The following is a 21,458-nucleotide window of genomic DNA, read 5'->3' as shown; positions in this document are numbered from 1 at the left end:
TTCTTAGGGGGTTGGACGCGGGCAACCGCGTCTGACTACCCGACAACCAGATCCGGCCATGGGCTCTTGGGCGCAAGAACTGGCTCTTCGCCGGGTCGCTACGCAGCGGAAAACGGGCTGCGGCGATCATGAGCTTGATCCAGTCAGCGCGGCTGAATGGCCATGATCCGTACGCCTATCTAAAGGATGTTCTCACGCGCCTGCCGACGCGGCGCGCGAGTGAGATTAACAAGCTGCTGCCGCACAGGTGGGCACCTGTTTAATCGCGCAGGGTGTTTTGTGCTTATGTCTTCCCTGGCATCTACATTTTGCGCCACACCAAAGCAGGAATTGCTCGGATGTAAATTAGTTCGCTGACCAACTCAATCAGCGTTTGAGTAATCACTGCTGCCGCAGCGAGCCCTCTGATTTCCTCGGGCAAGGCCAATGCCAATGGTAGAACTACCAATGAGTTTCGTGTCGAACTGCTGAAAGCGACAGATCTTGCCGTGCTAGCCGGTAACTTAAACGCCCGAGCCACCAGCGCACCCACCACGGGTGCCAAGAGCATGAAACCAATGTAGACGGGAATAACAGGCAGCAGCTTGTCCATGTCTCTGACCACCGTTGAAATCTGAGAGCCGATCACTACGACCAATACAGCCGCCATAGCTGGCACAGGCATCCAAGCCCATACATTGTTCCAGCCCTCAACGATGCGTGACCCCTTTGCCCCGGCAGCTGTTGCTACTGCCAAGACCAAGGGTAAAGCGATCAGCACTACGAAGGCCTCAACAAATGGGCCGACCGATATAACCACCGCCGAGTCATCACTCACCATGAAGGCTAGATAGAGGGGTAGTAGCACAAGCTGAAGCACGAGTAGTAATGGTGTTGCCGCCAGAGTCAGTTTGGAGTCGCCCTTACCGATATGGGTAAACACAACAACATAATCGATACAAGGCGTCAGCAAGACCAATAGTGCGCCCACCAAAATCGCCGGGTGGTCGGCTAGGCCCATCGTCAACGCCCAAACCAACAGGGGGATGGCGACGAAATTGGCGGTCAGCAGCGCGGTCATGAAACGCTTGTTTGCAAGCCCTTTGCGAAGATCCAAGAATGGGATCTGCAGAAACATGGCGTACATCAGCACAGCGATGGCTGGTGTCACCAACGCACCTAACGCTTGAGAGGCATCAGGTGCGAGCAGGCCCCCGATAGCCGCGACAATGACCGCGACGAAGTAAACGGGAATCTGGTTCTTCTCTAGCTGTTCTCTGTCCACGGAATGCCCTTAAAACGCGTGAAATCATTTTTCGATTGAGCAGGTTAATATCTGTAGCTACTACAGGTTCAAGAAAATGCTTGGGGAGTTTGGATGTCAGGAATCGGAGCGCTGTCGAAATCAACGGGTTGCCACATTGAAACGATTCGCTACTACGAGAAAATAGGCCTTCTCCCTCCGGCCCTACGGTCGACAGGGCGGCATCGAATCTATACCGAAAAGCATCGGTCACGACTCATCTTCATCAGGCAGAATCGTGAACTGGGCTTTCCACTCGACGATATCCGCGAACTCATTGCGCTCGCGGCAGATGCTGATCGTCCGTGTGCTGATGCGTTGTCGGTGGTCAAGAAGCACTTGGCAGAAGTGGAATCTAAGGTAGCTAAGCTCCTGCAGATCCGGATAGAGCTGCTCTCAATGGCAGGCACGTGTGAGTCAAGATGCCTAGGCTCGAACACTCCAGACTGTACGATTATTGAGTCACTGTTCGAACCCGCTGCTGGGGCTCGCTCTGGTTGCTGCTCCTAGACGAGTCAAGAGCATAGGGGAGCAAGCTGCCATTGAAACCGAATAGCGCGATAGTCTCGACAGGGTCTTTCGAGCGTCCGTCTACACCAAACGGGCTGGTGCAAGATGTGTTCGGCAGACGCTTACTAAAGTGGTGCGCCACTGCTGGCATAAAAATATCAAGCTATAGTGTTTGGGGCCCTCAATCTCGTGACCGTACTGAGCGAACGCTTACACGGCAGACGTTTGCCAGGGCATATACCTATCAACTGAAGGAGCAAGTTCTATGGCCATCAAACCTGGGCCCAAGCCAATTGCCGAATCAACCGGCAAGACAGACCAGCGTCGCCGTGTAACCCCCGAGAACAAGCCTAAGCATCCCGACCTGGACGTGCATAAGCACAAGAAGGGTGATTGATGAGACCCCGCCAGACATGGCGGGGTTTTATTCTCGGTTAGCAGGTGTCACCGGATTTCCAGTGGGCATCTCCTAATTAATGCCGAAAAGCTTGTAGTAGGGTTGTTGAGGAGGACATGCTGGTGCGACTGTGTCGAGGAGCTTTCTGGATATTTCTACCCTTAACCCTGTCGGCTACCGATGGTAATGAGCGCTTAGAGAGGTCTACAGCCGACACATGCCAATGGCGTCGAAAACCATCATGGCGGATTTCTCCAAACGTTTACTCGTAGGCTTCACAACGCGATTGACGACTTGCTCGATATGCATGACTCCCAGGGTGAAAGCTGAGTGGGCATTTGAGGTGCTGACCAACCTGGCTGATGCATCGCAGCATGCAGCTATCAGGCGCTCGCACTGAGGGACGTAGACTCGAGCGGCGCCCTCGGCCCAGTCGAAATTTCAAACTCATTGCTTGACACTGTAGCTACTACAGGCTGTTCAATGACGCCATATCCTTATTGGTAGATGCGTCATGAGCCAGGAAAACCCGTCGAAAGCCAAATTGCACCTCGTGCCGAAGTCGGACGATTGCTGTTCTGCTGACCCCCGCGAGACCTTCGCCAAACAGGTTCATTCTCGTGCACATCATGTTGAGCATGGGCCTGATCACGCCGAGAGCTTGGGCAGAACGGGATCGCATGCGTGCGGTTCGAAGGATTCTCAGCCTTGTGGAGCCAAGTCCACCGACCATAATCAAGACCATAGCGCACACGATCATGGCACTTCAGCTCAAGCCCATTCCGATGCCGACCATTGCTGTTTGAGCAAAGTGGATTCCGCAGGGGCGGTGACTTCACATTCGGCCATGGCTGAGCCAGAAGGCACGACCCTGGTTCGGTATCGCATTGATAAGATGGATTGCCCTACCGAAGAGCGGCTAATTCGTAATCGCTTAGAGCCGATGCCTGGCATCGCACGACTTGATTTCAATCTGTTGGATCGTGAGCTGACAGTGCATCATCGCTTGGATGATCCGAAGGCGATAGTCATCGCTTTGACCGCGCTGGATATGGGGCCCAATCTCATCGAGGCCGGCGCAACCCCGAATGCCATTTCACCTGCTCTGACGACGCGCTTGAAAGGGCTGCTGGCGGTCAGCGGTCTAGCTGCCATCGCCGCTGAAGTGATCGCTTGGACGACCGGACAGGAGGGTTCTTTGCCTGTAATGTCCTTGGCTGCGCTGTCCATTCTTACTGCTGGTCTACCAACTCTGAAGAAGGGGTGGATCGCTGTAAAGAACTTCACATTGAACATCTACTTCTTGATGTCTTTGGCTGTCTTGGGTGCCATGGTGATTGGCAAGTGGCCGGAAGCCGCGATGGTGGTTTTCCTTTTCGCTATTGCCGAAGCCATCGAAGCACTCTCACTTGAGCGAGCGCGTAACGCGATTAAATCGCTGACTGCATTAGCTCCTGAGACTGCGGAAGTCATGACCGAAGCTGGCTGGAAAGAACACCCGGTTGAGAATGTCGTTCTCGGCAGCCGTATTCGTGTTCGCACAGGGTCGCGGGTACCGCTGGATGCGAGGGTGGAATCTGGTCGTGCTGCTCTCGACCAAGCCCCTATCACTGGTGAAAGCTTGCCAGTAGATAAGGCAGAGGGGGATCCGCTATATGCTGGCAGTATCGTGACAGACGGCGTCGTGGAGGCGACTGTCACGGCAGTCGCTGGCGAAAGTACGCTCGCTCGTATTGCTGCCGCGATTCAGGATGCGCAGTCTCAGCGGGCGCCGACGCAGAGGTTCGTTGACCAGTTCGCACGGTATTACACCCCAGCCGTAGTGGCGGTGGCATTTCTTGTTGCCGTTTTAGGCCCAGTGCTGCTTGGTGGTACGTGGGGTGAATGGTTGTATGAGGCCCTGGTGTTGTTGGTCATCGCGTGTCCTTGTGCCTTGGTCGTCTCAACGCCTGTCACTGTTGTGAGTGGTCTTGCCGCAGCCGCACGGCATGGAATCTTGATCAAGGGTGGTGCCTACCTGGAAAGCGGGCGCCTGCTGAAGGTGGTTGCTCTGGATAAAACAGGCACGTTGACTCAGGGCAAGCCAGTTCTGACTGACTCAGATATATTCAGTGACTTGTCTATCGAGAAGGCAACTTTGATTGCTGCGAGTCTTGATGAGCAAAGTACCCACCCAGTAGCGAAAGCATTGGTCAATGGGTGGAAATCGCAGCAGCCTGGCGCTGTGGCTCTGCCTGTCAGTGACTTCAGTGTGCTAAATGGCCGAGGCGTGAAAGGCACGATCGACGGTCATCTTTGGCATCTAGGCAACCATCGTTTGGTTGAGGAGTTGGGCGTGTGTTCTTCGGAGCTGGAGGCCAGACTTTCACGGCTTGAGGAAACTGGCAAAACGGTGATCGTGCTATGCGGCAATAGCGGCCCCGCCGCGATATTCGCGGTCGCAGACACAGTCCGACCGGAGAGTGTTGAAGCTGTGGCTGCTTTGAAGGCTTTGAACGTGGTTCCAGTAATGCTGACTGGGGATAATCCTGCGACGGCGAGGTCGATCGCTGAGCAATTGGGCATCGAGGATGCCCGTGGAAATCTGATGCCAGAGGACAAGCAGACTGCAGTCGCTGAACTCAAACGCAGATATGGCGCCGTTGGGATGGTTGGTGACGGCGTTAATGACGCCCCCGCCTTAGCGCAATCCGATATAGGTTTCGCAATGGGAGCCGCAGGGACAGCGACAGCTCTCGAAACAGCTGACGTTGCGATCATGGACGACGACCCTCGAAAAATCGCGTACTTTATCAGCCTGAGTCGCCGATCCGCCTCGGTTCTAAAGCAAAACATCATTTTGGCTCTGGGCATAAAAGTTGTCTTCTTGGCGTTGGCTCTCTCTGGTTTCGCGACATTGTGGATGGCCGTTTTCGCCGACATGGGGGCGAGCTTGCTCGTCGTATTCAATGGCTTGCGGCTGCTGCGTCGGTGAAATGGCTGCTGCGTTTTATATAGCTCATTCGCTGGAGGAGAGAACCATGCACTGCCCAGTTTGCAAAGAAGTACTGTTGGTAATGTCGGAACGTCAAAACGTTGAAATCGACTATTGCCCGCAATGTCGAGGTGTTTGGCTTGACCGGGGAGAACTCGACAAGATCATCGAGCGTAGCCAGCAGGAAGAACAAGAAGCTCGTTTTCTTCCACAGAGCGTATCTCAGTCGCTGCAAGGTACACCTCCGTCTGAACCTGTGTATGCCCAGCCGTCTTCTGGCCACCATGACAACAAACGCGGCACTAAGCACGGCCACTCCGCGCCGCAGCCTGGTCACGGTGGTGGTTGGCGGGACGGATATCAGAACGGCCATCAGAATCAGTCGAGGCATCAGGAAGAGCAGGTTTATCATAAGAAATCGTTTTTACGGGAAATTTTCGACTAATATTTGCTTGGATACAGCGATCCGCTAATCAGACTCCAGCCGGAAGATTTGATCAGCCGGCTGTAGCTTTTTCGAAACCCGGTATCCGGTATTCAACCAGTTTAGTAGAGCGGTTCCTCAGCCACTAGCGGGCCCGAAAATCCTGTAAAACCGTCTCTCCCCTTGACTTGCTCATCCCAATTACCGGGTAGGCGCTGCGTCGGTCACCTGACTCCATTCCGAGCGATCCCACGGGCATACCGAAGGCAGCTATTCCGTCCAGATTGGCTCGTCGACTTAGTTCAGCAATTTGTGTGACCGGAACATGGCCTTCGACGAATTTCCCACTTACAACTCCCGTGTGGCACGACGCCAGATTTACGGGTACGCCGAGCTTCTCGTTCATATCGCTAATGTTGTTTTCCATATAGTCGACCACTCCTTCAGATAAGCGATCCACCTGGTCCAGCAGCCACAGTTAGGGGCTTTGTAGACGGCAATTGATTACGCTGCCTGTAACAATGAGGCTGCATTTAGCGTTGCAACGAGTGCAATGACTTGAACGGTCTTTTTGAATGAATTCATGGCTGATGCTACTTAACGAAGAGAAAGAGAGGAGGAGTTAGCGTGCATAGCCTCACCGACGGTGGCCAGATGGCCGTGACTGGGGTTCAGTTCCAGCCGCTGGTTGATGCGCTGCGCGACGTGGTTCTCGGGCAGCAGATTATTCAAGCCGATGAGACACCTGTGCAAATGCTCATGCCGGGAACTAAGAAAACCCACAGTTCTTATATTTGGTCCTATGCCACCAGCCAGTTCTCGGACGCGGCAGCGGTGGTTCACGACTTCAGCCCTAGCCGCGCCGGAGAACACGCTCGCAACTTCCTGAATGACTGGAAGGACAAGCTGGTCTGCGATGATTGTGTCGGTTACAAAGCCAGCTTCGAACTAGACGTGACCGAGATCGGGTGAATGGCTCATGCGCAACGTAATTTCTTTGAGCTGCACGCTAAGAATAAAAGCACGCTTGCGGAGCAAGCTCTGCGTTATATCCAGTTGTTGTACGAAATTGAAAGCGAAGTCGCGATCTGGGGCCGGATTTACGACTCCGAATACGGCAAGAAAAAGCTGTACGGGTGATGAATATGCTGCACGCCAGGTTGATTGCCTAGCGTGACCTCGTGCCTGAAGTCTCAGCCATCAGCAGAGCACTCGATTACAGTCTCGAACGCTGGGCAGCGCTGTCGCGCTACCTCGATGACGGGGCTGTACCCATAGACAATAACTGGGCAGAGAACCAGATCCGATCATAGGGCCTTGGGCGCAAGAACTGGCTCTTTGCAGGGGCCTTACGCAGCGGAAAACGTGCGGCAGCGATCATGAGTCTGATCCAGTCTGCGCGCCTGAATGGTCATGATCCGTATGCATATCTGAAGGATGCTCTCACGCGGCTGCCGACGCAGCGGGCGAGTGAAATCGATCAGTTGCTGCCGCAATCTTTTTAATCACGCAAGGCGTGATGCCCGGACGCTTATGGCGATACTCAAGCTAATGCAAAAGTTCTGACGATTGAGCAAGTGTGACGGCTTAACCCGACGGCAAGGGGAGGTGTCGAATATCGTCAACCATCAACGCAAAACGCCGTAATCGTTTCAATATGTAGCTTTCACTGTAGAGTTTAAAAGCGTTATGCAATGAGCTTGCAAGGTATCTAGAGAGCCGGAGTGATTCACTTGCTCGCCTTCAGAGATCATAGAGTATGCGACCTTTAAGTCACGACCGTATTGTCCACTCCATGGCATGCTTAGGCTTCATGCCCCGGTAGATTTATCATATCCACACGCAACTACATGGATATGTGCGCCGTGGCACCGTCACGTAGTTCGTCTCACCAGATTATGAGAGTATCAACTGATAAAAATCCACGTTCCTTGAACTACACTTTATCATCGGCAACTACGTTACTCACAAATACCTAAAGTGAAAGCGGGTCTGAACGCTTCCACATACATTGGACACTGAAATCCAGCTTGTGGATAAGCATTATCGAGCGCTGTTTCGGGGGGGTATGGTGTTTTTTCGCACCACGGTTTTGGACCGGTAGGCGAGTTGAAAGCTTCGATTAGCAAGTTTTTTGCGCGCCGAAATGTATATCCGACGCGGTAGGCCAGAAGCGCCAAGTGAAAGACAAACTTGGATGAAACCTGAAGTGCCCGTGAGTCGGCGAAATCACAGGAGCGTATGTGATTGCTTCAAGAACAGCACGCTAGCGTTTTTCTAGAACATATCCTACGCCTCTGAGTGTATGTATCAGTTTGTTTTCAAAAGGATCATCCATCTTGGCTCTTAATCTTCTAATTGAAACTTCTACAACATTTGTATCGCAGTCGAAATTCATGTCCCATACCTGAGATATGATCTGTGTACGACTCAGGACAATTCCCGTATTTCTCATTAAATAGTGCAGAAGTGCGAATTCCTTCGTTGTTAAGTCGATACGCTGACCGTCTCTAAACGCCCTATGACGGCTTTGATCCAGCTCCAGATCGGCTACGCGAATGATCTCAACAGATGCTGGATTATCAGACCTGCGCATCAGTGCGCGAACTCGAGCAAGCAGTTCCGGGAATTCAAAAGGCTTAATTAGGTAATCATCTGCACCATTCTCTAGTCCTCTGATTTTATCAACCAAGCGACTTCGAGCAGTAAGCATCATAATTCTACAAAGACAATTGTTTCTTCGCAACAATTCAAGTACCTGCCACCCATCCATCTCCGGCAGGTTGATATCTAGGATGATTAACTCGTACATATGTTGTTTGGCCAGAAAAAGCCCGTCGTATCCGGTATGTACGCAATCCACGATATAACCGCTCTCCGTAAGGCCTTGGCGCACATATTCGGCAGTTTTTACTTCGTCCTCAATTACCAGAATTCGCATTGGATTTTGTCTCGATATGACTGAGCTGTTTTAACTACGCGAATGCGCTGTCATCATTGGCAGGAATGATAATTCAAAACCACTTGGGTGGGGGCTAAATAACGTACTTGTAATCAGTGAGCAATACACTTGATAACATCGCGATATATTATATCGTGGCTCGGACCAACCAGTTGCGGGTTATTTCTCTACTGCTGAATTGACCTTATGAAATGTTGGGTTGTTTTTTTTATTATGGCCATTTTATTCCGTGCAGATGAGGGCGATTTTTCTCATGCTGAAGAAGGCGGTCACTGGTGCAGTCATGAACTCCATCGGGACGCGGTGCGCGTACTCGAAGATTTACTCGAATTTTAGGTAAAAAAAAGCGCCCCAGGGGGGCGCAAAATATTCACCTTTTACCAAAGGAGCATTTAAGCAACTCAAGGTGAATTCTTTAAGCTCGCTATTTTTGTTTTAGGCGAGTCACATGAATAAATCGATCTTGTTTAGGGCTCACAGTATCGAAAGTGGATATTCAACGATCAGGCGTACTTCATCCAAGTCCGATTCGAATGCAGTGGCACGAGTATTTGCTTGACGTAATCGCAAGGAAAGATCTTTCGCCGCACCTGTTTGTACGACGTATTTGACTTCAATATCACGCTCCCAACGTTTTTGATTCGTGAGCGGATCGCCGTTACCATCAGTGCGCATATAGAATTGATTGGCGTTCGAATAGTCTGCACCAGAACCTCTGGCATAACGAGTCATGAACGATAGCCCCGGAATACCGTAGCTGGTCATGTTCAAGTCGTAGCGCAGCATCCAAGAGCGTTCCTTCGGTGAGTTGAAGTCGCTGTACTGTATTGAGTTGTCAACGAAGATTGAGTCTGATTGACGAAGGTAGTCGAAGTCGTCATCGCCATTGTTTCGCTGATGAGACAGTGCAAGAGTATGCGCACCGTACCGGACGCCGAGCTTGGCGCTCCATATATTGTTGTCGAATTCGCCCAGGCGCTTCTTGCCTTCATCTACAGCTTTGTAGTAGTTGAATCCGCCGATAAGCGTCAAATCATCGCTGAGTGGGTAAGTGAGGCTGCTACCGGCATAGTATTGATTCCAAACATCCTTCAATTGGCTGGCGTAAAGGCTCACCGTGATGTTGTCGTTGACTTGGTAATCACCGCCGCCGTACCCAATCCAAGGCGAGTTGACCGGGCCGGCATAAAATGTGGCAAAGTTATCGTTCAAGTTGCTGGAACCAGGCTGGCTCATCGCATGCAGTCGACCACCCTGCAAGGTTAGGCCTTGAATGCTACTATTTTCGACCGTCACGCCGCGGAAACTTTCAGGGAGTAAGCGAGAATCTCCCGATGCCACGACGGGTGTTGCGGGGAAAACATCTCCAACCTTTACGACAGTATCAAACAGCCGAAACTTCGCTGCTCCACCCACCTTAGTGTATTCATCACGTGCTTCGCCGTCACCGTTAACAGGCAGCACGTCAAAGCTGCTACGGCCACCGTTGCGCCCGCCACCAGTATCAAGCTTGATGCCAATCATTGCAAACGCATCTATACCAAAGCCCACAGTGCCCTGCGTAAAACCAGAGTTGAATTTAGTGATTATCGCATGTGCCCAAGCTTCGGAATAACCGTTGGTATTGCCTTTGCCGCTGTTGAAAGTCGGCGCAGATGCATCACGATTATCACGATTGAAATAGAAGTTGCGGTTTAGAACAGTAAGGCTGCTACCTTCAATAAAACCTTCTGGTTTACCTTCCGCTTGTGCCGTGAGGGCATAGCTTCCAGAAAAAGCTGAAACCGCAGCCAAATACAAAGTTACTTTGTGTCTCATGCGATGCTCCTTTGATTACGGCAGTTTTTATTATGATTTACCTACGCGGGTATAGTCTGTTGTTTTGGCCCGGTGGAGCACTTAGAATAGCGCCTGGGTCATATTTGCAGATCAAAGATAACGAGTCGGTGACGGGGTGATTACAATTCTGTTATCAGGTATTTCCACCGTTGCAGGGCTTCCAGAATCTTTTTCACTAAATCCCTGCGTTTCGCCTGAAAGCTTTCTATTTCGACTATCCCCCCCAGGGTTTCTAACGAAATTGTAATTTTATAGCCACCCCTCTGATAGTGATCGCTGATTAGAGTGCCATCACCTGATCCAGAGGAGCTTGGCAGCTGTTTAGGCGTTCTCGCCAAGCTTTATCAAAGTTTGTGCATGAGGACTATCAAAGTGCCCTGGTATAATCACATTGCTTTATCTAAAACCCCCATCTTTCCTTTGAAAGTCTTTGTGTTCTGTATGGTCTTGTCTGGATTGTGGGTGCCTGCCGCATTTGCCCAGAGTCTCAGTCTGGCTGAAGCGCTTTCGACGGCAATAGACGCTAACCCCGATCTTGCAGCAGCACGTCAAGAGATCGGAATCTCTGAAGGAGTGCGCAAGCAGGCTGGACTCATCCCCAATCCTGAAATTTCTTATCAAGTAGAAGACACCCGTCGTAATACCAGCACGACGACTGTCGCGCTTAGTCAGCCGTTAGAGTTGGGTGGCAAGCGACGTGCTCGTGTCGAGGTTGCAACCTACGGTCAAAGCGTCGCGCAGTTAGAGCTGGACCGTCGAGTCAATAGCCTTCGTGCAGATGTTGTTCAATCTTACTACGCTGCTTTGAGAGCTCAGACCGGCTTGAATCTGGCAAAACAATCATTGGAGCTCACCGAACGCGGTCTGCGCATCGTCGATGGACGGGTGCGTGCCGGTAAGTCCTCGCCGGTGGAAGCCACGCGCGCTCAGGTGCAACTGGCTGAAGCCAAGTTACAGGTAAGGCGCGCTGAAACCTTGAAGTCAACGGCTTACCAGCAATTGGCCCAGTTAATAGGCAGTTCGGTCACTGCATTTGATCGTCTTGACTCGCCAGACCTATCTCCCGGCAAGCCGCCGCAAGCTACAGAATTACTGGCGAAGCTCGATCAAACCGCAGATATGCGTCAAGCGCTTGCTCAAATAGATAAGAGCGATGCCTCACTAGGCGCGGAAAAGGCGCAGCGCATCCCGAATCTCACCGTGAGTGTTGGTAGCCAATACGACCGCTCTATTCGCGAGAGGGTCAATGTCGTGGGGCTGTCGATGCCTTTACCGCTGTTTGATCGCAATCAGGGCAACATTCTTTCCGCTTCTCGCCGCGCAGATCAGGCCCGAGACCAGCGAAACGCTGTTGAGCTCAGGCTACGTTCCGAAACTCAAACCGCAGTGAATCAGTGGGCTACCGCCATGCAGGAGGTCGAGTCCTATGACAAGACGATCCTGCCTTCAGCTCAACAGGCCGTGGATACCGCAACTCGTGGATTTGAGATGGGCAAATTCGGTTTCATCGAAGTGCTGGATGCTCAGCGCACCTTGATAGTTGCTCGTGGCCAGTACCTCGACTCTTTGGCGGCTGCGACCAATGCGCGTGCTCAAGTGGAAAGGGTGTATGGCGACGTCGGCTTGACTGCCAATACGCGCTGAACAGGCCAGGCATTTTCCTTGTATGCGTCTTTGAATAAGCCGGTACCTAAGATCAGCAGGAGTAGCAATGGATAACAAACGCAAGATCGCGCTCGCGGTAATCGCTGTGGCAGTCCTCGGATTTGGCAGTTTCGCCTGGAACTCCAGTTCCGAGCAGCCTCCAGTCAGTAAGGCCGAACATGGCACTGAAGATGGCCATGAGAGAACTGCTGTAGCACCTGCTAAAGACGGGGGGGATGAAGGTCACGGTGAGGAAGGCCACAGCGAAAATGCCAATGAGGAAGAGGGCAAGATGACGCTTAGCGCCGAGCAGATTGAGGCTGCGGGCGTCGTTCTGGAAGCAGCTGCTCCCCGTGAGATTAGCACTATTGTGACTTTTCCTGGCGAAATACGGTTTGATGAGGACCACACCGCACATGTGGTACCTCGCGTTCCTGGAGTTGTTGAAAGCGTTCAGGCGAACCTGGGCGAGTCGGTCAAGAAGGGCCAAGTCCTTGCGGTGATTGCCAGTCAACAGATCTCGGATATGCGCAGTGAGCAACAAGCTGCACAGCGACGTGTTGAGTTGGCACGCTTGACTTTTGACCGCGAGAAGCAGTTGTGGCAGGACAAAATCTCCGCCGAGCAAGATTACCTTCAGGCGCGACAAGCTTTGCAAGAAGCTGAAATATCACTGGCCAACGCTAAGCAAAAGGTCGGAGCAATCGGCGCTTCGGTCAATTCTGCAGGCGGTAACCGCTATGAACTGCGTGCGCCTTTCGACGCAGTTGTAGTGGAAAAGCACCTGACCGTCGGTGAGGTGGTCAGCGAGGCAACCAATGCTTTCATCCTGTCCGATCTTAATCAGGTGTGGGCAACTTTCGCGGTTCCTCCTGGCGATCTCGGAAAGGTCGTGACTGGCCGCTCGGTAAAGGTTTCTTCTCCTGACATGAAGGCTGAGGTCGAGGGCAAGGTGGGTTACGTAGGCAGCCTTTTGGGCGAGCAGAATCGTGCAGCGCCCGTCCGTGTCACTCTGACCAATCCCAATGGGGCCTGGCGACCGGGGCTGTTCGTGAGCATCGCAGTCACGTCACAAACTGATCAAGTTGCTGTAGCTGTTCCAGAGTCAGCGGTGCAGACCGTCGAGGAAAAAACTGCAGTTTTCGTGAGGACCACTGAGGGCTTCGACACTCGCAGGGTAACTCTAGGTCGCCGTGCCGGTGGCTATGTGGAAATAACCGAAGGCCTCCAATCGGGTGCCCAAGTGGCAACCAGTGGCAGCTTCACGCTCAAGTCTGAGCTTGGCAAAGCGTCTGCCGAGCATGGCCACTGATGCGAATTTACAGGATGATTTCTTATGTTTGAACGTATCATCAGATTCGCCATTGAGCAGCGCATCGTAGTAATGATCGCAGTTCTAATCATGGCCGGTATAGGTATCTACAGCTACCAAAAACTGCCCATTGATGCGGTGCCTGATATCACAAACGTCCAGGTGCAGATTAACACTGGCGCCCCTGGTTACTCGCCGTTGGAAACCGAACAGCGGATCACGTTTCCAGTTGAAACGGCCATGGCCGGTCTTCCGGGCCTTCAGCAAACCCGATCCCTATCTCGCTCCGGCTTGTCACAGGTCACCGTGATCTTCAAAGACGGTACTGACATCTTTTTTGCCCGCCAACTCATTAACGAGCGTTTGCAGGTTGCAAAGGAACAGTTGCCAGATGGGGTCGAGGCCGTCATGGGGCCTGTATCCACCGGGCTTGGTGAAATCTTCCTGTGGACCGTTGAAGCGGAAGATGGCGCACTCAAAGAAGATGGTACTCCTTACACTCCCACCGACCTGCGAGTGATCCAGGATTGGATTATCAAGCCGCAGCTGCGCAACGTCCCTGGTGTTGCCGAGATCAACACCATCGGTGGCTTCGCCAAGCAGTTTCTGATTGCGCCGGACCCGAAGCGGTTGGCTACCTACAAGCTGACACTTAATGACCTGGTAGTTGCATTGGAAAGCAACAACGCCAACGTGGGCGCCGGTTACATCGAGCGTAATGGTGAGCAGTTGCTCATTCGTGCGCCGGGTCAGGTAAGCAATATCGAAGATATTGCCAACATCGTAATTACCAGTGTAGATGGCACGCCGATTCGCATCAGCAACGTTGCTGAAGTCAGCATCGGTAAAGAACTGCGAACGGGGGCTGCTACTGAGAATGGTCGCGAAGTAGTACTCGGTACCGTATTTATGCTGATTGGTGAAAATAGTCGTACAGTGTCCCAAGCTGTGGCCACCAAATTGACCGACATCAACCGCACCCTGCCGAAGGGCGTGGTTGCTGTGACCGTTTATGACCGTACCAACTTGGTTGAAAAAGCCATTGCGACGGTGAAGAAGAACTTGGTGGAAGGCGCGATTCTGGTAATTGCTATTCTCTTCCTGTTCCTCGGCAACATCCGCGCAGCACTGATCACCGCAATGGTGATCCCGCTGTCCATGCTATTTACCTTCACAGGTATGTTCAACAACAAAGTTAGTGCAAACCTAATGAGTTTGGGAGCACTCGACTTTGGCATTATTGTAGATGGTGCCGTGGTTATAGTAGAAAACGCGATCCGCCGACTGGCTCATGCGCAACACAAGCATGGTCGCATACTCACCAAAGCAGAACGCTTCCATGAAGTCTTTGCCGCTGCAGGTGAAGCTCGCCGGCCACTGATATTTGGCCAGTTGATCATCATGGTAGTGTATCTGCCGATCTTCGCCCTAACCGGCGTCGAAGGAAAAATGTTCCACCCCATGGCATTCACTGTCGTAATGGCGCTGCTGGGGGCAATGATTCTTTCCGTAACCTTTGTTCCTGCTGCTATCGCCATGTTCATCACTGGCAAGGTCAAGGAAGAGGAGGGCGTGGTAATGCGCACCGCCCGACAGCGCTATGAGCCGATACTGCAATGGGTTCTTGGGCACCGGAACATTGCGTTCTCGGCTGCAGTAGCTCTGGTCGTACTTAGCGGTATACTTGCAAGTCGTATGGGTAGCGAGTTCATTCCCAGCCTTAGTGAGGGCGACTTTGCGATGCAGGCTATGCGAGTGCCCGGAACGAGCCTTACTCAGTCCGTCGAGATGCAACAGCGCCTGGAGAAAGCGGTAATAGCGCAGGTCCCAGAAGTAGAGCGGATGTTCGCACGCTCGGGTACTGCAGAAATCGCATCTGATCCAATGCCGCCTAACGCCTCTGACGCCTACATAATGCTTAAGCCTCAGGATCAGTGGCCAAATCCCAATAAGCCTCGTGATGAGCTGATCGCTGAGGTGCAGAAAGCCGCAGCAGGTGTCCCGGGAAGCAACTATGAGTTGTCCCAGCCGATCCAGTTGCGTTTCAACGAGCTGATTTCGGGCGTGCGTAGTGACGTTGCGGTGAAAGTTTTTGGCGATGACATGGACGCGCTCAACAGCACCGCCAACAAAATCGCGGCATCGCTTAAAGCGGTACCGGGCTCATCGGAGGTCAAGGTTGAGCAGACTTCCGGCCTTCCTGTGTTAACCATCAACATCGACCGCGAAAAAGCAGCACGCTACGGTTTGAACATCGCGGATGTGCAAAACTCAATTGCTATTGCTGTGGGTGGCCGCCAGGCAGGTACATTGTATGAGGGCGATCGTCGGTTCGATATGGTGGTGCGACTGCCTGAGACCGTGCGCACTGACGTAGCGGGTATGTCCAGCTTGCTGATTCCTGTGCCTGCTAATGTTGCTCAGGATGCTAATCAGATAGGGTTCATTCCTCTGTCCCAAGTCGCTAATCTTGACTTGCAGTTGGGCCCGAACCAGATCAGCCGCGAAAATGGGAAACGGCTGGTAGTAGTTAGTGCAAACGTTCGAGGCCGTGACCTAGGCTCGTTCGTTGAAGAAGCGACTAAGTCGCTGGCTACTGTGCAGATCCCAGCAGGCTACTGGACTACCTGGGGTGGCCAGTTTGAGCAGTTGCAATCAGCAGCCAAGCGTCTGCAGATCGTTGTTCCAGTCGCATTGCTTCTGGTCATGACACTGCTGTTCCTGATGTTCAACAACTTGAAGGATGGCATGCTGGTCTTCACCGGAATTCCATTCGCACTCACCGGCGGTGTAGTTGCACTGTGGTTGCGGGATATCCCGCTGTCTATCTCGGCGGGAGTTGGCTTCATTGCGCTGTCCGGTGTGGCAGTTCTAAACGGCCTGGTTATGATTTCTTTTATCCGCGGGCTGCGGGAGGAAGGACGTACCCTCCGGCAAGCGGTAGATGAAGGCGCGTTGACACGGTTAAGGCCCGTTCTGATGACAGCCCTAGTCGCATCCCTCGGATTTATCCCGATGGCTCTCGCAACAGGTACCGGTGCTGAAGTTCAGCGGCCACTGGCGACAGTGGTGATTGGCGGGATTCTTTCGTCTACCGTGCTTACTCTGTTGGTGCTTCCTGCTCTGTATCAATGGGCACACCGCAAAGATGATGATGGTGATGAAGCGGGTAGCTGATAGCCCATAACAGAAGCCCACAGCAACGTTGTGGGCTTTTCATTCTGGATATTGTTGTCACCTTTCAAAATTGTAAGTTTACCGTCATGCCGGTGATGCCTGTGAGTTGATAAGGTTACTCCCAATAAGATTGATATTGAGAGGACCTTATGAAAAAGCTTATCATTGCGGCAGCCCTAGCTGTTTTGCCTATAGTTTCACAAGCTACTACGTTTTCCGAAAAGAAGCAGTTGCAATATATTCAGGAACATCAGAACGCCGTGGCTAGCTATGCGGCGAAAAATAATAAGCCAATACCAGAGATTCAGGACTACAAGTATGGAATGAAGATTGATGTTGCAAAATTTGTGCGTCAGTCCCAGGATCCCCGTACTTGCGAGGTGTATCAACGGTTGATGACCTACGAAGACTCGCGGGGTGAGCTTAATACGATTCGTTATTCTTTGTTTTCCCAATGTGTCAACAACAAAAATTGAATGCATCGATAGGATTTTTAGAGGCCATAGAAAAACGCCAGGCGATGCCTGGCGTTTTCTATGGTCCTTGACATGTTTTAACCAAAGATTGTCAGTCCTTGCCCCCCTCCCCAAAAGTAAGTCAAGTCCAGCTAAAAAATTTAGGCCGGCGAATTTGCACTCAGAAGCAGCGAATTTTGAAAAAAACTGATTTCTGTGACATCCAGGCAAAGCATGAGCACTGACTCAGTCGAAGTGCGGCTTGATAAGGGTGTTTATTGGAAAGTTTATAATTGGCTCGGGGCTTAGGCTTACTTAAAGACTTAACTCCGGATAATTGCTTTAGGTGAGTCCTCAGGCTTTGAACGAAAAACGAAAGTCGATGGTGTGGCAGCAAGTTCTGGGTCGTACTAGCTTGCTACCCAACCAAAAATAAACACTGAATATATGGGCTTAGCTCGACGACACGTACGTTTAGCAGGTTGCTTCTTGTTTAAACTGATGGGCGCTCGTGAGAAAATGGATCACTGGTTGGTAAGTTGATACTTAATTGGTGTAATTATTGGTGTCGTTACTGGTTTTCATGTTTTGAGAAAGTGCTTAATTGTCCAAGATCTAAAGTGCCATCATGTATATGCTCTTATCAGAATTGTAATCTCTGGATCATGCTAGAGTTATTTGTTCAGTTTATTATTAGGGTTTTTTGGTGTTTGTTGGGTGGCACAGCTATTGTCGAGGTGCTGCATTATTTAGTTCTGAAATTACATGCAGTTCACTTTTTTTTCACTTCGGGTTGTTTAGTCTTTGTAGATGGAAAATACAAGCATGTCGATCATAGCTTTGCTTATTCGTTATCTAGGCATTGGATTCGTAGCAACCGGGGGGCACTATTTTGTATTTCTCCTGCTTATTGTAAATGGAGTTACTGATCCAGTGTTAGCCAGCGTTGGCGGAGGCGTGATAGGCGCTATTATTAGCTATATTGGTAATAGAAGGCTCAGTTTCGTGGCGACGGGAATTTATAAGCTTCAACCTATCAGGTTTGTACTTGTCTCGTTGGCAACTAATATCGGTAATGGTGTAGGTATGTGGGTTCTGATTAAATTCAATCTCTCACCGCTTGTCTCTCAGATTTTAGTGACTTTAACCCTAACTGCGCTCGGATTCACTGCGCATCGTTTCTGGACATTCAATCATGCGGACATCACATCGGCTTTCCGAACGCGCTGACCCCTTGTTAACAATAGTGGTTCCTTGCTTTCAAGAAGAGCAAACCATTCCGGAATTTCACAAGCGCATCACCAGAGTTGTAAAGCGCCTGCCTGTTTCGTGCGAGATTCTCTATGTCGACGATGGTAGTAGCGATCAAACTGCAGACCTACTTCGACACTATCAAGATGGATCAAATGTACGATGCCTGTTCCTAAGTCGGAACTTCGGAAAAGAGGCTGCGTTAAGTGCAGGGATCGACCATGCACGCGGTAGCGCATTGATCTTCATTGATGTCGACCTTCAGGATCCACCTGAACTCATCTCGAGTATGGTATATCATTGGCAGATGGGTTACGACGTTGTGAACATGCAACGCGACTTGCGAACTGGCGACTCCTGGCTAAAACGCACGAGTGCACGTAGCTATTACTGGATCATGCAGCGCCTGGTGGAGAAAGTTGATCTTCCGGTGGATGTCAGTGACTTCCGTCTGATTGGTCCTGCTCCATTGGCCGCCTTAAGAGCGCTGGACGAACGCTCCAGAATTCTTAAGGGTTTGATCGGCTGGGTAGGCTTTCGCACCATTGAGTTACCCTACAATCGCACTTCCCGTCATGCCGGCAATACCAAGTGGAACGCCGCTAGCCTGCTGGACCTAGCCATCGAAAGTATTCTCAGCTTCTCCCGCAAGCCGCTTCGTATATTCAGTCTCATTAGCTTCAGTTTCTTTGTCTCCAGCATCTGCTACCTGCTCGCAGTACTGGTAGCAGGCTCCTTTGACATCCATCACCTGCTTGTCGGAATTGCTTCATTCATGTGCGTGGGTGTTGCACTGGTGGGCGAGTACGTAGGCGTAACGCTCGCGGAGGTCAAACGCCGCCCCCTTTATTTTCTAAATAGTAATAATGAAGCGCGACCCATGACTATTCATCCTCCGGCTTCCTCACTCGAGGGTAAGAAATGCTGAATTTGAAAAGCGAGCGAACATTGTGGTTCATCCTGAGTTCGATTCTGCTTTTGCGTCTCCTGGGGCTGGGCGTATATCCCCTGATGGATACCTCTGAAGCACGCTACGCTGAAATGGCACGCAAGATGGTTGAACTGAGTGACTGGGTGACTCCGATGTTCGATTACGGAGTTCCATTTTGGGGCAAGCCACCGCTGTCTTTCTGGACCCAAGCGGCGAGCATGACGGTATTCGGCACCAATGAGTTTGCTGCTCGATTCCCAGCCTGGTTTCTCCACTTGGCAAGCTGCTTCATCATCATCAGGCTCGCGACACAGGAGGTATCGCGCAAGGCGGGCATTTGGGCAGCCATCATCTTTTCCGGCACGGCGCTGGGCTTGGTGTCCAGTGGTGTTGTGCTGACTGACCCCGTTTTATCGTTCTCGATCCTGTTGGCCAGCTATGGTTTCTGGCGTTGGATGAAGTGCGCAGGCAAAGGGGATGCCTACCTTATGTTCTTAGCTCTCGGCTTGGGCCTGCTTGCTAAAGGGCCACTGACCTTGGTACTGATGGGCGCGCCAGCATTTTTTTGGATCGTCATCTACAAGCAATGGAATCGGGTATTGAGGCTTCCTTGGGTAACGGGGATTGCTCTCATGTTAGGTATATCAGTGCCTTGGTACATTGCAGCCGAAATGAAGACGCCGGGTTTCCTTGAGTATTTTTTTGTCGGCGAGCACTGGAGCCGATATGTTGTAAGTGATTGGGCCGGGGATCTCTACGGGAGTGCTCACGCCAAGCCCTACGGCACCATATGGATTCAGCTTGGCTTAGCGTTGCTTCCTTGGACTTTCTTTCTACCCCTCGTTATTAGCAGGCGTGGGACGATGCAGCGCTTCGATGTATACCTTTGGCTTTGGGCATTGGCGACACCTGTTTTCTTTACTTTCTCTGGTAACATTCTCTGGACCTATCTTCTTCCTGCTCTGCCTGCATGGACGCTACTCCTTGCCGAATGTATCAGCGAAGTGGGCAGAAAGACTGCTTGGGCTGCTGCAGCGAGCGCTCTGATGCTGCCAGTCGCGGGCGCCGGTATTATCTATAACGGTGTGCTTGAGGATCGTCCTCAGAACCAGCGAGATTTAGTGCAGGCCTGGCTGGATGTGCAGTCGTCTCAATCGGGCCCCCTGATTTATCCTGGCCGCCGCTCGTATTCGTCGGAGTTTTATAGCCGGGGAATGTCCAAAAGCATCAAAGATCCTGACAAGTGGCCTCGCGACAGATCGTTCTACCTTTCCAGGCGTTTGCGCGACAGCGATTCTGATCTACCTGTAGACGTTGGTTGCAAAATAATCACTGAAACGAACGCGAGCCAACTGCTTCTATGCCGCTGGAAGGACACTGCACAGGATGGTGAAAATATTCTAGGAGATAGTGCTACTGGCTCCCGTTGAAAGTAAGAGCCCGGCGAAGAGAGTATTTAAATTTCTAGCTGCTTTTCAGTTTAAAGTGAATAATCCATCTCAGGATTTATCTTTGATGCTGAAAAATTATTTAATAAGTACAATTAGGGAGAGGTTGCTAAAAAGCCAGATATTAATCTGGCTTTTTGTCGATGGCTTTGATCGTGTTAATTGTTTTTTACTGTCTCTTAGTTGTCGACTTGCTGCTAATGCCCTTAGGTTCTTTCTGTTTTTCTTGAGCAATTTTCTGCTTACTTTTCTCCGATACATCAGGACCCCATAGACGAGCTTGCTCGGCTCGGAAGTTATCTTTGAAATTTTTGGTTCGCTCGAAACCGTCTTCAGCAAAAGCGGAACTCATAAATCCAGTCAGTACGATACCAATAGAGAGGAGTTTTATGAATTTCATTGTGCCCTCGATGTTTACTAGGTCTGCTTAACTAGCAGCCTTTGTGGTTTGATAGTTTAGGATTTTGAAGCTAACAGCAGGGTGAGGGAATCATTACAATTTCGTAATTTATGCGTTTGGTGAAACGGTATAAATTTTGTGTTTGTGAAAGCTCCGAAGCAGGCTATTTTTCTTTCATAACCTTTAATGTGATATCTAAGCCATTGATGTTTTTGGATTTTTTGCCACTAGTGGAAGCTAGCCATAAACGATCTAAAGACTGTGTAGCAGCGATTGGATATTTTTGTTTACGCATCGAAGCTAACGGCTAGATTAGCTGGCATCTCAAATGCGGCGCCGTTGGCGGTTAGTCAAACTGGCTGTCGAATTTTTTTGACTCCGTCTGTGGTTCACTCAGAGGGGCGTGAAAGAGTTTAAGGCGGGGGGGGGGGGGGCGTCGCGATAAGGGCGCG

Annotated in this window: 16 protein-coding genes and 2 pseudogenes; 13 read left to right on the top strand and 5 right to left on the bottom strand. The window is 51.2% G+C overall.

From position 1 onward, the window contains the following. Positions 1–41: 41 nt before the first annotated feature. Positions 42–263: pseudogene (locus ACODSV_RS32080) on the top strand (transposase domain-containing protein); the annotation flags it as partial. 38 nt (positions 264–301) lie between these two features. Here the strand turns inward: ACODSV_RS32080 and ACODSV_RS32075 are convergent. Further along, positions 302–1,264, bottom strand: coding sequence for an arsenic resistance protein (locus ACODSV_RS32075; protein WP_024073360.1), 963 nt, complete (start codon positions 1,262–1,264; stop codon positions 302–304). A gap of 93 nt (positions 1,265–1,357) precedes the next feature. On the opposite strand from ACODSV_RS32075, the gene ACODSV_RS32070 reads away from it, so the two are divergent. The 4 genes from ACODSV_RS32070 to ACODSV_RS32055 all read left to right on the top strand — a co-directional run bounded on the left by ACODSV_RS32070 (position 1,358) and on the right by ACODSV_RS32055 (position 5,608). Further along, positions 1,358–1,792: a MerR family transcriptional regulator gene (locus tag ACODSV_RS32070; protein WP_024073361.1), complete on the top strand. Its 435-nt coding sequence runs from the start codon at positions 1,358–1,360 to the stop codon at positions 1,790–1,792. Positions 1,793–2,057: 265 nt separating this feature from the next. Further along, positions 2,058–2,189 (top strand): hypothetical protein, encoded by a 132-nt coding sequence (locus ACODSV_RS32065; protein WP_024073362.1) that lies wholly within the window; start codon positions 2,058–2,060, stop codon positions 2,187–2,189. Between the two features lie 514 nt (positions 2,190–2,703). Continuing rightward, a complete protein-coding gene (locus ACODSV_RS32060; protein WP_024073364.1) occupies positions 2,704–5,163 on the top strand; it encodes a heavy metal translocating P-type ATPase in 2,460 nt (819 codons plus the stop codon). A 46-nt stretch (positions 5,164–5,209) separates the two neighbouring features. Further along, positions 5,210–5,608, top strand: coding sequence for a TFIIB-type zinc ribbon-containing protein (locus ACODSV_RS32055; RefSeq protein ID WP_073844972.1), 399 nt, complete (start codon positions 5,210–5,212; stop codon positions 5,606–5,608). A gap of 124 nt (positions 5,609–5,732) precedes the next feature. Here ACODSV_RS32055 and ACODSV_RS32050 read toward each other — a convergent pair whose 3' ends face one another. Then, positions 5,733–5,993, bottom strand: a complete 261-nt coding sequence (locus ACODSV_RS32050) for a DUF411 domain-containing protein (RefSeq protein WP_306418380.1) — start codon at positions 5,991–5,993, stop codon at positions 5,733–5,735. 254 nt (positions 5,994–6,247) lie between these two features. Between ACODSV_RS32050 and tnpC the strand changes: the two are divergent. Next, a pseudogene (gene tnpC / locus ACODSV_RS32045) lies at positions 6,248–7,092 on the top strand (IS66 family transposase); the annotation flags it as partial. A gap of 761 nt (positions 7,093–7,853) precedes the next feature. Here tnpC and ACODSV_RS32040 read toward each other — a convergent pair. Beyond that, positions 7,854–8,528 carry a heavy metal response regulator transcription factor gene (locus ACODSV_RS32040; protein WP_019818115.1) on the bottom strand — a complete coding sequence of 225 codons (675 nt, stop codon included), beginning with the start codon at positions 8,526–8,528 and terminating at the stop codon, positions 7,854–7,856. 495 nt (positions 8,529–9,023) lie between these two features. Continuing rightward, positions 9,024–10,367 (bottom strand): OprD family porin, encoded by a 1,344-nt coding sequence (locus ACODSV_RS32035; protein WP_024073368.1) that lies wholly within the window; start codon positions 10,365–10,367, stop codon positions 9,024–9,026. 393 nt (positions 10,368–10,760) lie between these two features. Between ACODSV_RS32035 and ACODSV_RS32030 the strand changes: the two genes are divergently transcribed. From ACODSV_RS32030 to ACODSV_RS32000, 7 genes are all read left to right on the top strand, one after another. After that, entirely contained in the window at positions 10,761–12,032 is a 1,272-nt protein-coding gene (locus ACODSV_RS32030; RefSeq protein ID WP_131672237.1) for a TolC family protein, read from the top strand. A gap of 67 nt (positions 12,033–12,099) precedes the next feature. Continuing rightward, a complete protein-coding gene (locus tag ACODSV_RS32025; protein WP_024073370.1) occupies positions 12,100–13,344 on the top strand; it encodes an efflux RND transporter periplasmic adaptor subunit in 1,245 nt (414 codons plus the stop codon). 24 nt (positions 13,345–13,368) lie between these two features. Beyond that, the gene (locus ACODSV_RS32020; RefSeq protein WP_024073371.1) at positions 13,369–16,521 is read left to right on the top strand and encodes a CusA/CzcA family heavy metal efflux RND transporter; all 3,153 of its coding nucleotides are present in this window, start codon (positions 13,369–13,371) and stop codon (positions 16,519–16,521) included. Between the two features lie 149 nt (positions 16,522–16,670). Further along, the gene (locus tag ACODSV_RS32015; protein WP_019818112.1) at positions 16,671–16,997 is read left to right on the top strand and encodes a DUF2790 domain-containing protein; all 327 of its coding nucleotides are present in this window, start codon (positions 16,671–16,673) and stop codon (positions 16,995–16,997) included. 789 nt (positions 16,998–17,786) lie between these two features. Then, the gene (locus tag ACODSV_RS32010) at positions 17,787–18,206 is read left to right on the top strand and encodes a GtrA family protein (protein ID WP_024073372.1); all 420 of its coding nucleotides are present in this window, start codon (positions 17,787–17,789) and stop codon (positions 18,204–18,206) included. Continuing rightward, positions 18,172–19,155 (top strand): glycosyltransferase family 2 protein, encoded by a 984-nt coding sequence (locus tag ACODSV_RS32005; RefSeq protein WP_024073373.1) that lies wholly within the window; start codon positions 18,172–18,174, stop codon positions 19,153–19,155. The genes ACODSV_RS32010 and ACODSV_RS32005 overlap by 35 nt, the downstream gene beginning before the upstream one ends. Continuing rightward, the gene (locus ACODSV_RS32000) at positions 19,149–20,588 is read left to right on the top strand and encodes an ArnT family glycosyltransferase (protein WP_019818109.1); all 1,440 of its coding nucleotides are present in this window, start codon (positions 19,149–19,151) and stop codon (positions 20,586–20,588) included. Before ACODSV_RS32005 ends, ACODSV_RS32000 begins: the two co-directional genes overlap by 7 nt. 187 nt (positions 20,589–20,775) lie before the next feature. Here the strand turns inward: ACODSV_RS32000 and ACODSV_RS31995 are convergent, their stop codons facing one another. Beyond that, positions 20,776–21,006, bottom strand: a complete 231-nt coding sequence (locus ACODSV_RS31995; protein ID WP_019818108.1) for a hypothetical protein — start codon at positions 21,004–21,006, stop codon at positions 20,776–20,778. Positions 21,007–21,458 lie beyond the last annotated feature (452 nt).

The sequence above is a fragment of the Pseudomonas sp. FG86 genome (genome assembly GCF_057808775.1).
The sequence above is the reverse complement of the archived record's forward strand: the minus strand, read 5'-3'. Positions and strand labels throughout refer to the sequence as shown.

Coding starts and splice junctions, on each gene's coding strand:
- ACODSV_RS32070 (WP_024073361.1), top strand. CDS start 1,358: ATGTCAGGAATCGGAGCGCTGTCGAAATCAACGGGTTGCCACATTGAA.
- ACODSV_RS32065 (WP_024073362.1), top strand. CDS start 2,058: ATGGCCATCAAACCTGGGCCCAAGCCAATTGCCGAATCAACCGGCAAG.
- ACODSV_RS32060 (WP_024073364.1), top strand. CDS start 2,704: ATGAGCCAGGAAAACCCGTCGAAAGCCAAATTGCACCTCGTGCCGAAG.
- ACODSV_RS32055 (WP_073844972.1), top strand. CDS start 5,210: ATGCACTGCCCAGTTTGCAAAGAAGTACTGTTGGTAATGTCGGAACGT.
- ACODSV_RS32050 (WP_306418380.1), bottom strand. CDS start 5,993: ATGAACGAGAAGCTCGGCGTACCCGTAAATCTGGCGTCGTGCCACACG.
- ACODSV_RS32040 (WP_019818115.1), bottom strand. CDS start 8,528: ATGCGAATTCTGGTAATTGAGGACGAAGTAAAAACTGCCGAATATGTG.
- ACODSV_RS32035 (WP_024073368.1), bottom strand. CDS start 10,367: ATGAGACACAAAGTAACTTTGTATTTGGCTGCGGTTTCAGCTTTTTCT.
- ACODSV_RS32025 (WP_024073370.1), top strand. CDS start 12,100: ATGGATAACAAACGCAAGATCGCGCTCGCGGTAATCGCTGTGGCAGTC.
- ACODSV_RS32020 (WP_024073371.1), top strand. CDS start 13,369: ATGTTTGAACGTATCATCAGATTCGCCATTGAGCAGCGCATCGTAGTA.
- ACODSV_RS32015 (WP_019818112.1), top strand. CDS start 16,671: ATGAAAAAGCTTATCATTGCGGCAGCCCTAGCTGTTTTGCCTATAGTT.
- ACODSV_RS32010 (WP_024073372.1), top strand. CDS start 17,787: ATGGAAAATACAAGCATGTCGATCATAGCTTTGCTTATTCGTTATCTA.
- ACODSV_RS32005 (WP_024073373.1), top strand. CDS start 18,172: ATGCGGACATCACATCGGCTTTCCGAACGCGCTGACCCCTTGTTAACA.
- ACODSV_RS32000 (WP_019818109.1), top strand. CDS start 19,149: ATGCTGAATTTGAAAAGCGAGCGAACATTGTGGTTCATCCTGAGTTCG.
- ACODSV_RS31995 (WP_019818108.1), bottom strand. CDS start 21,006: ATGAAATTCATAAAACTCCTCTCTATTGGTATCGTACTGACTGGATTT.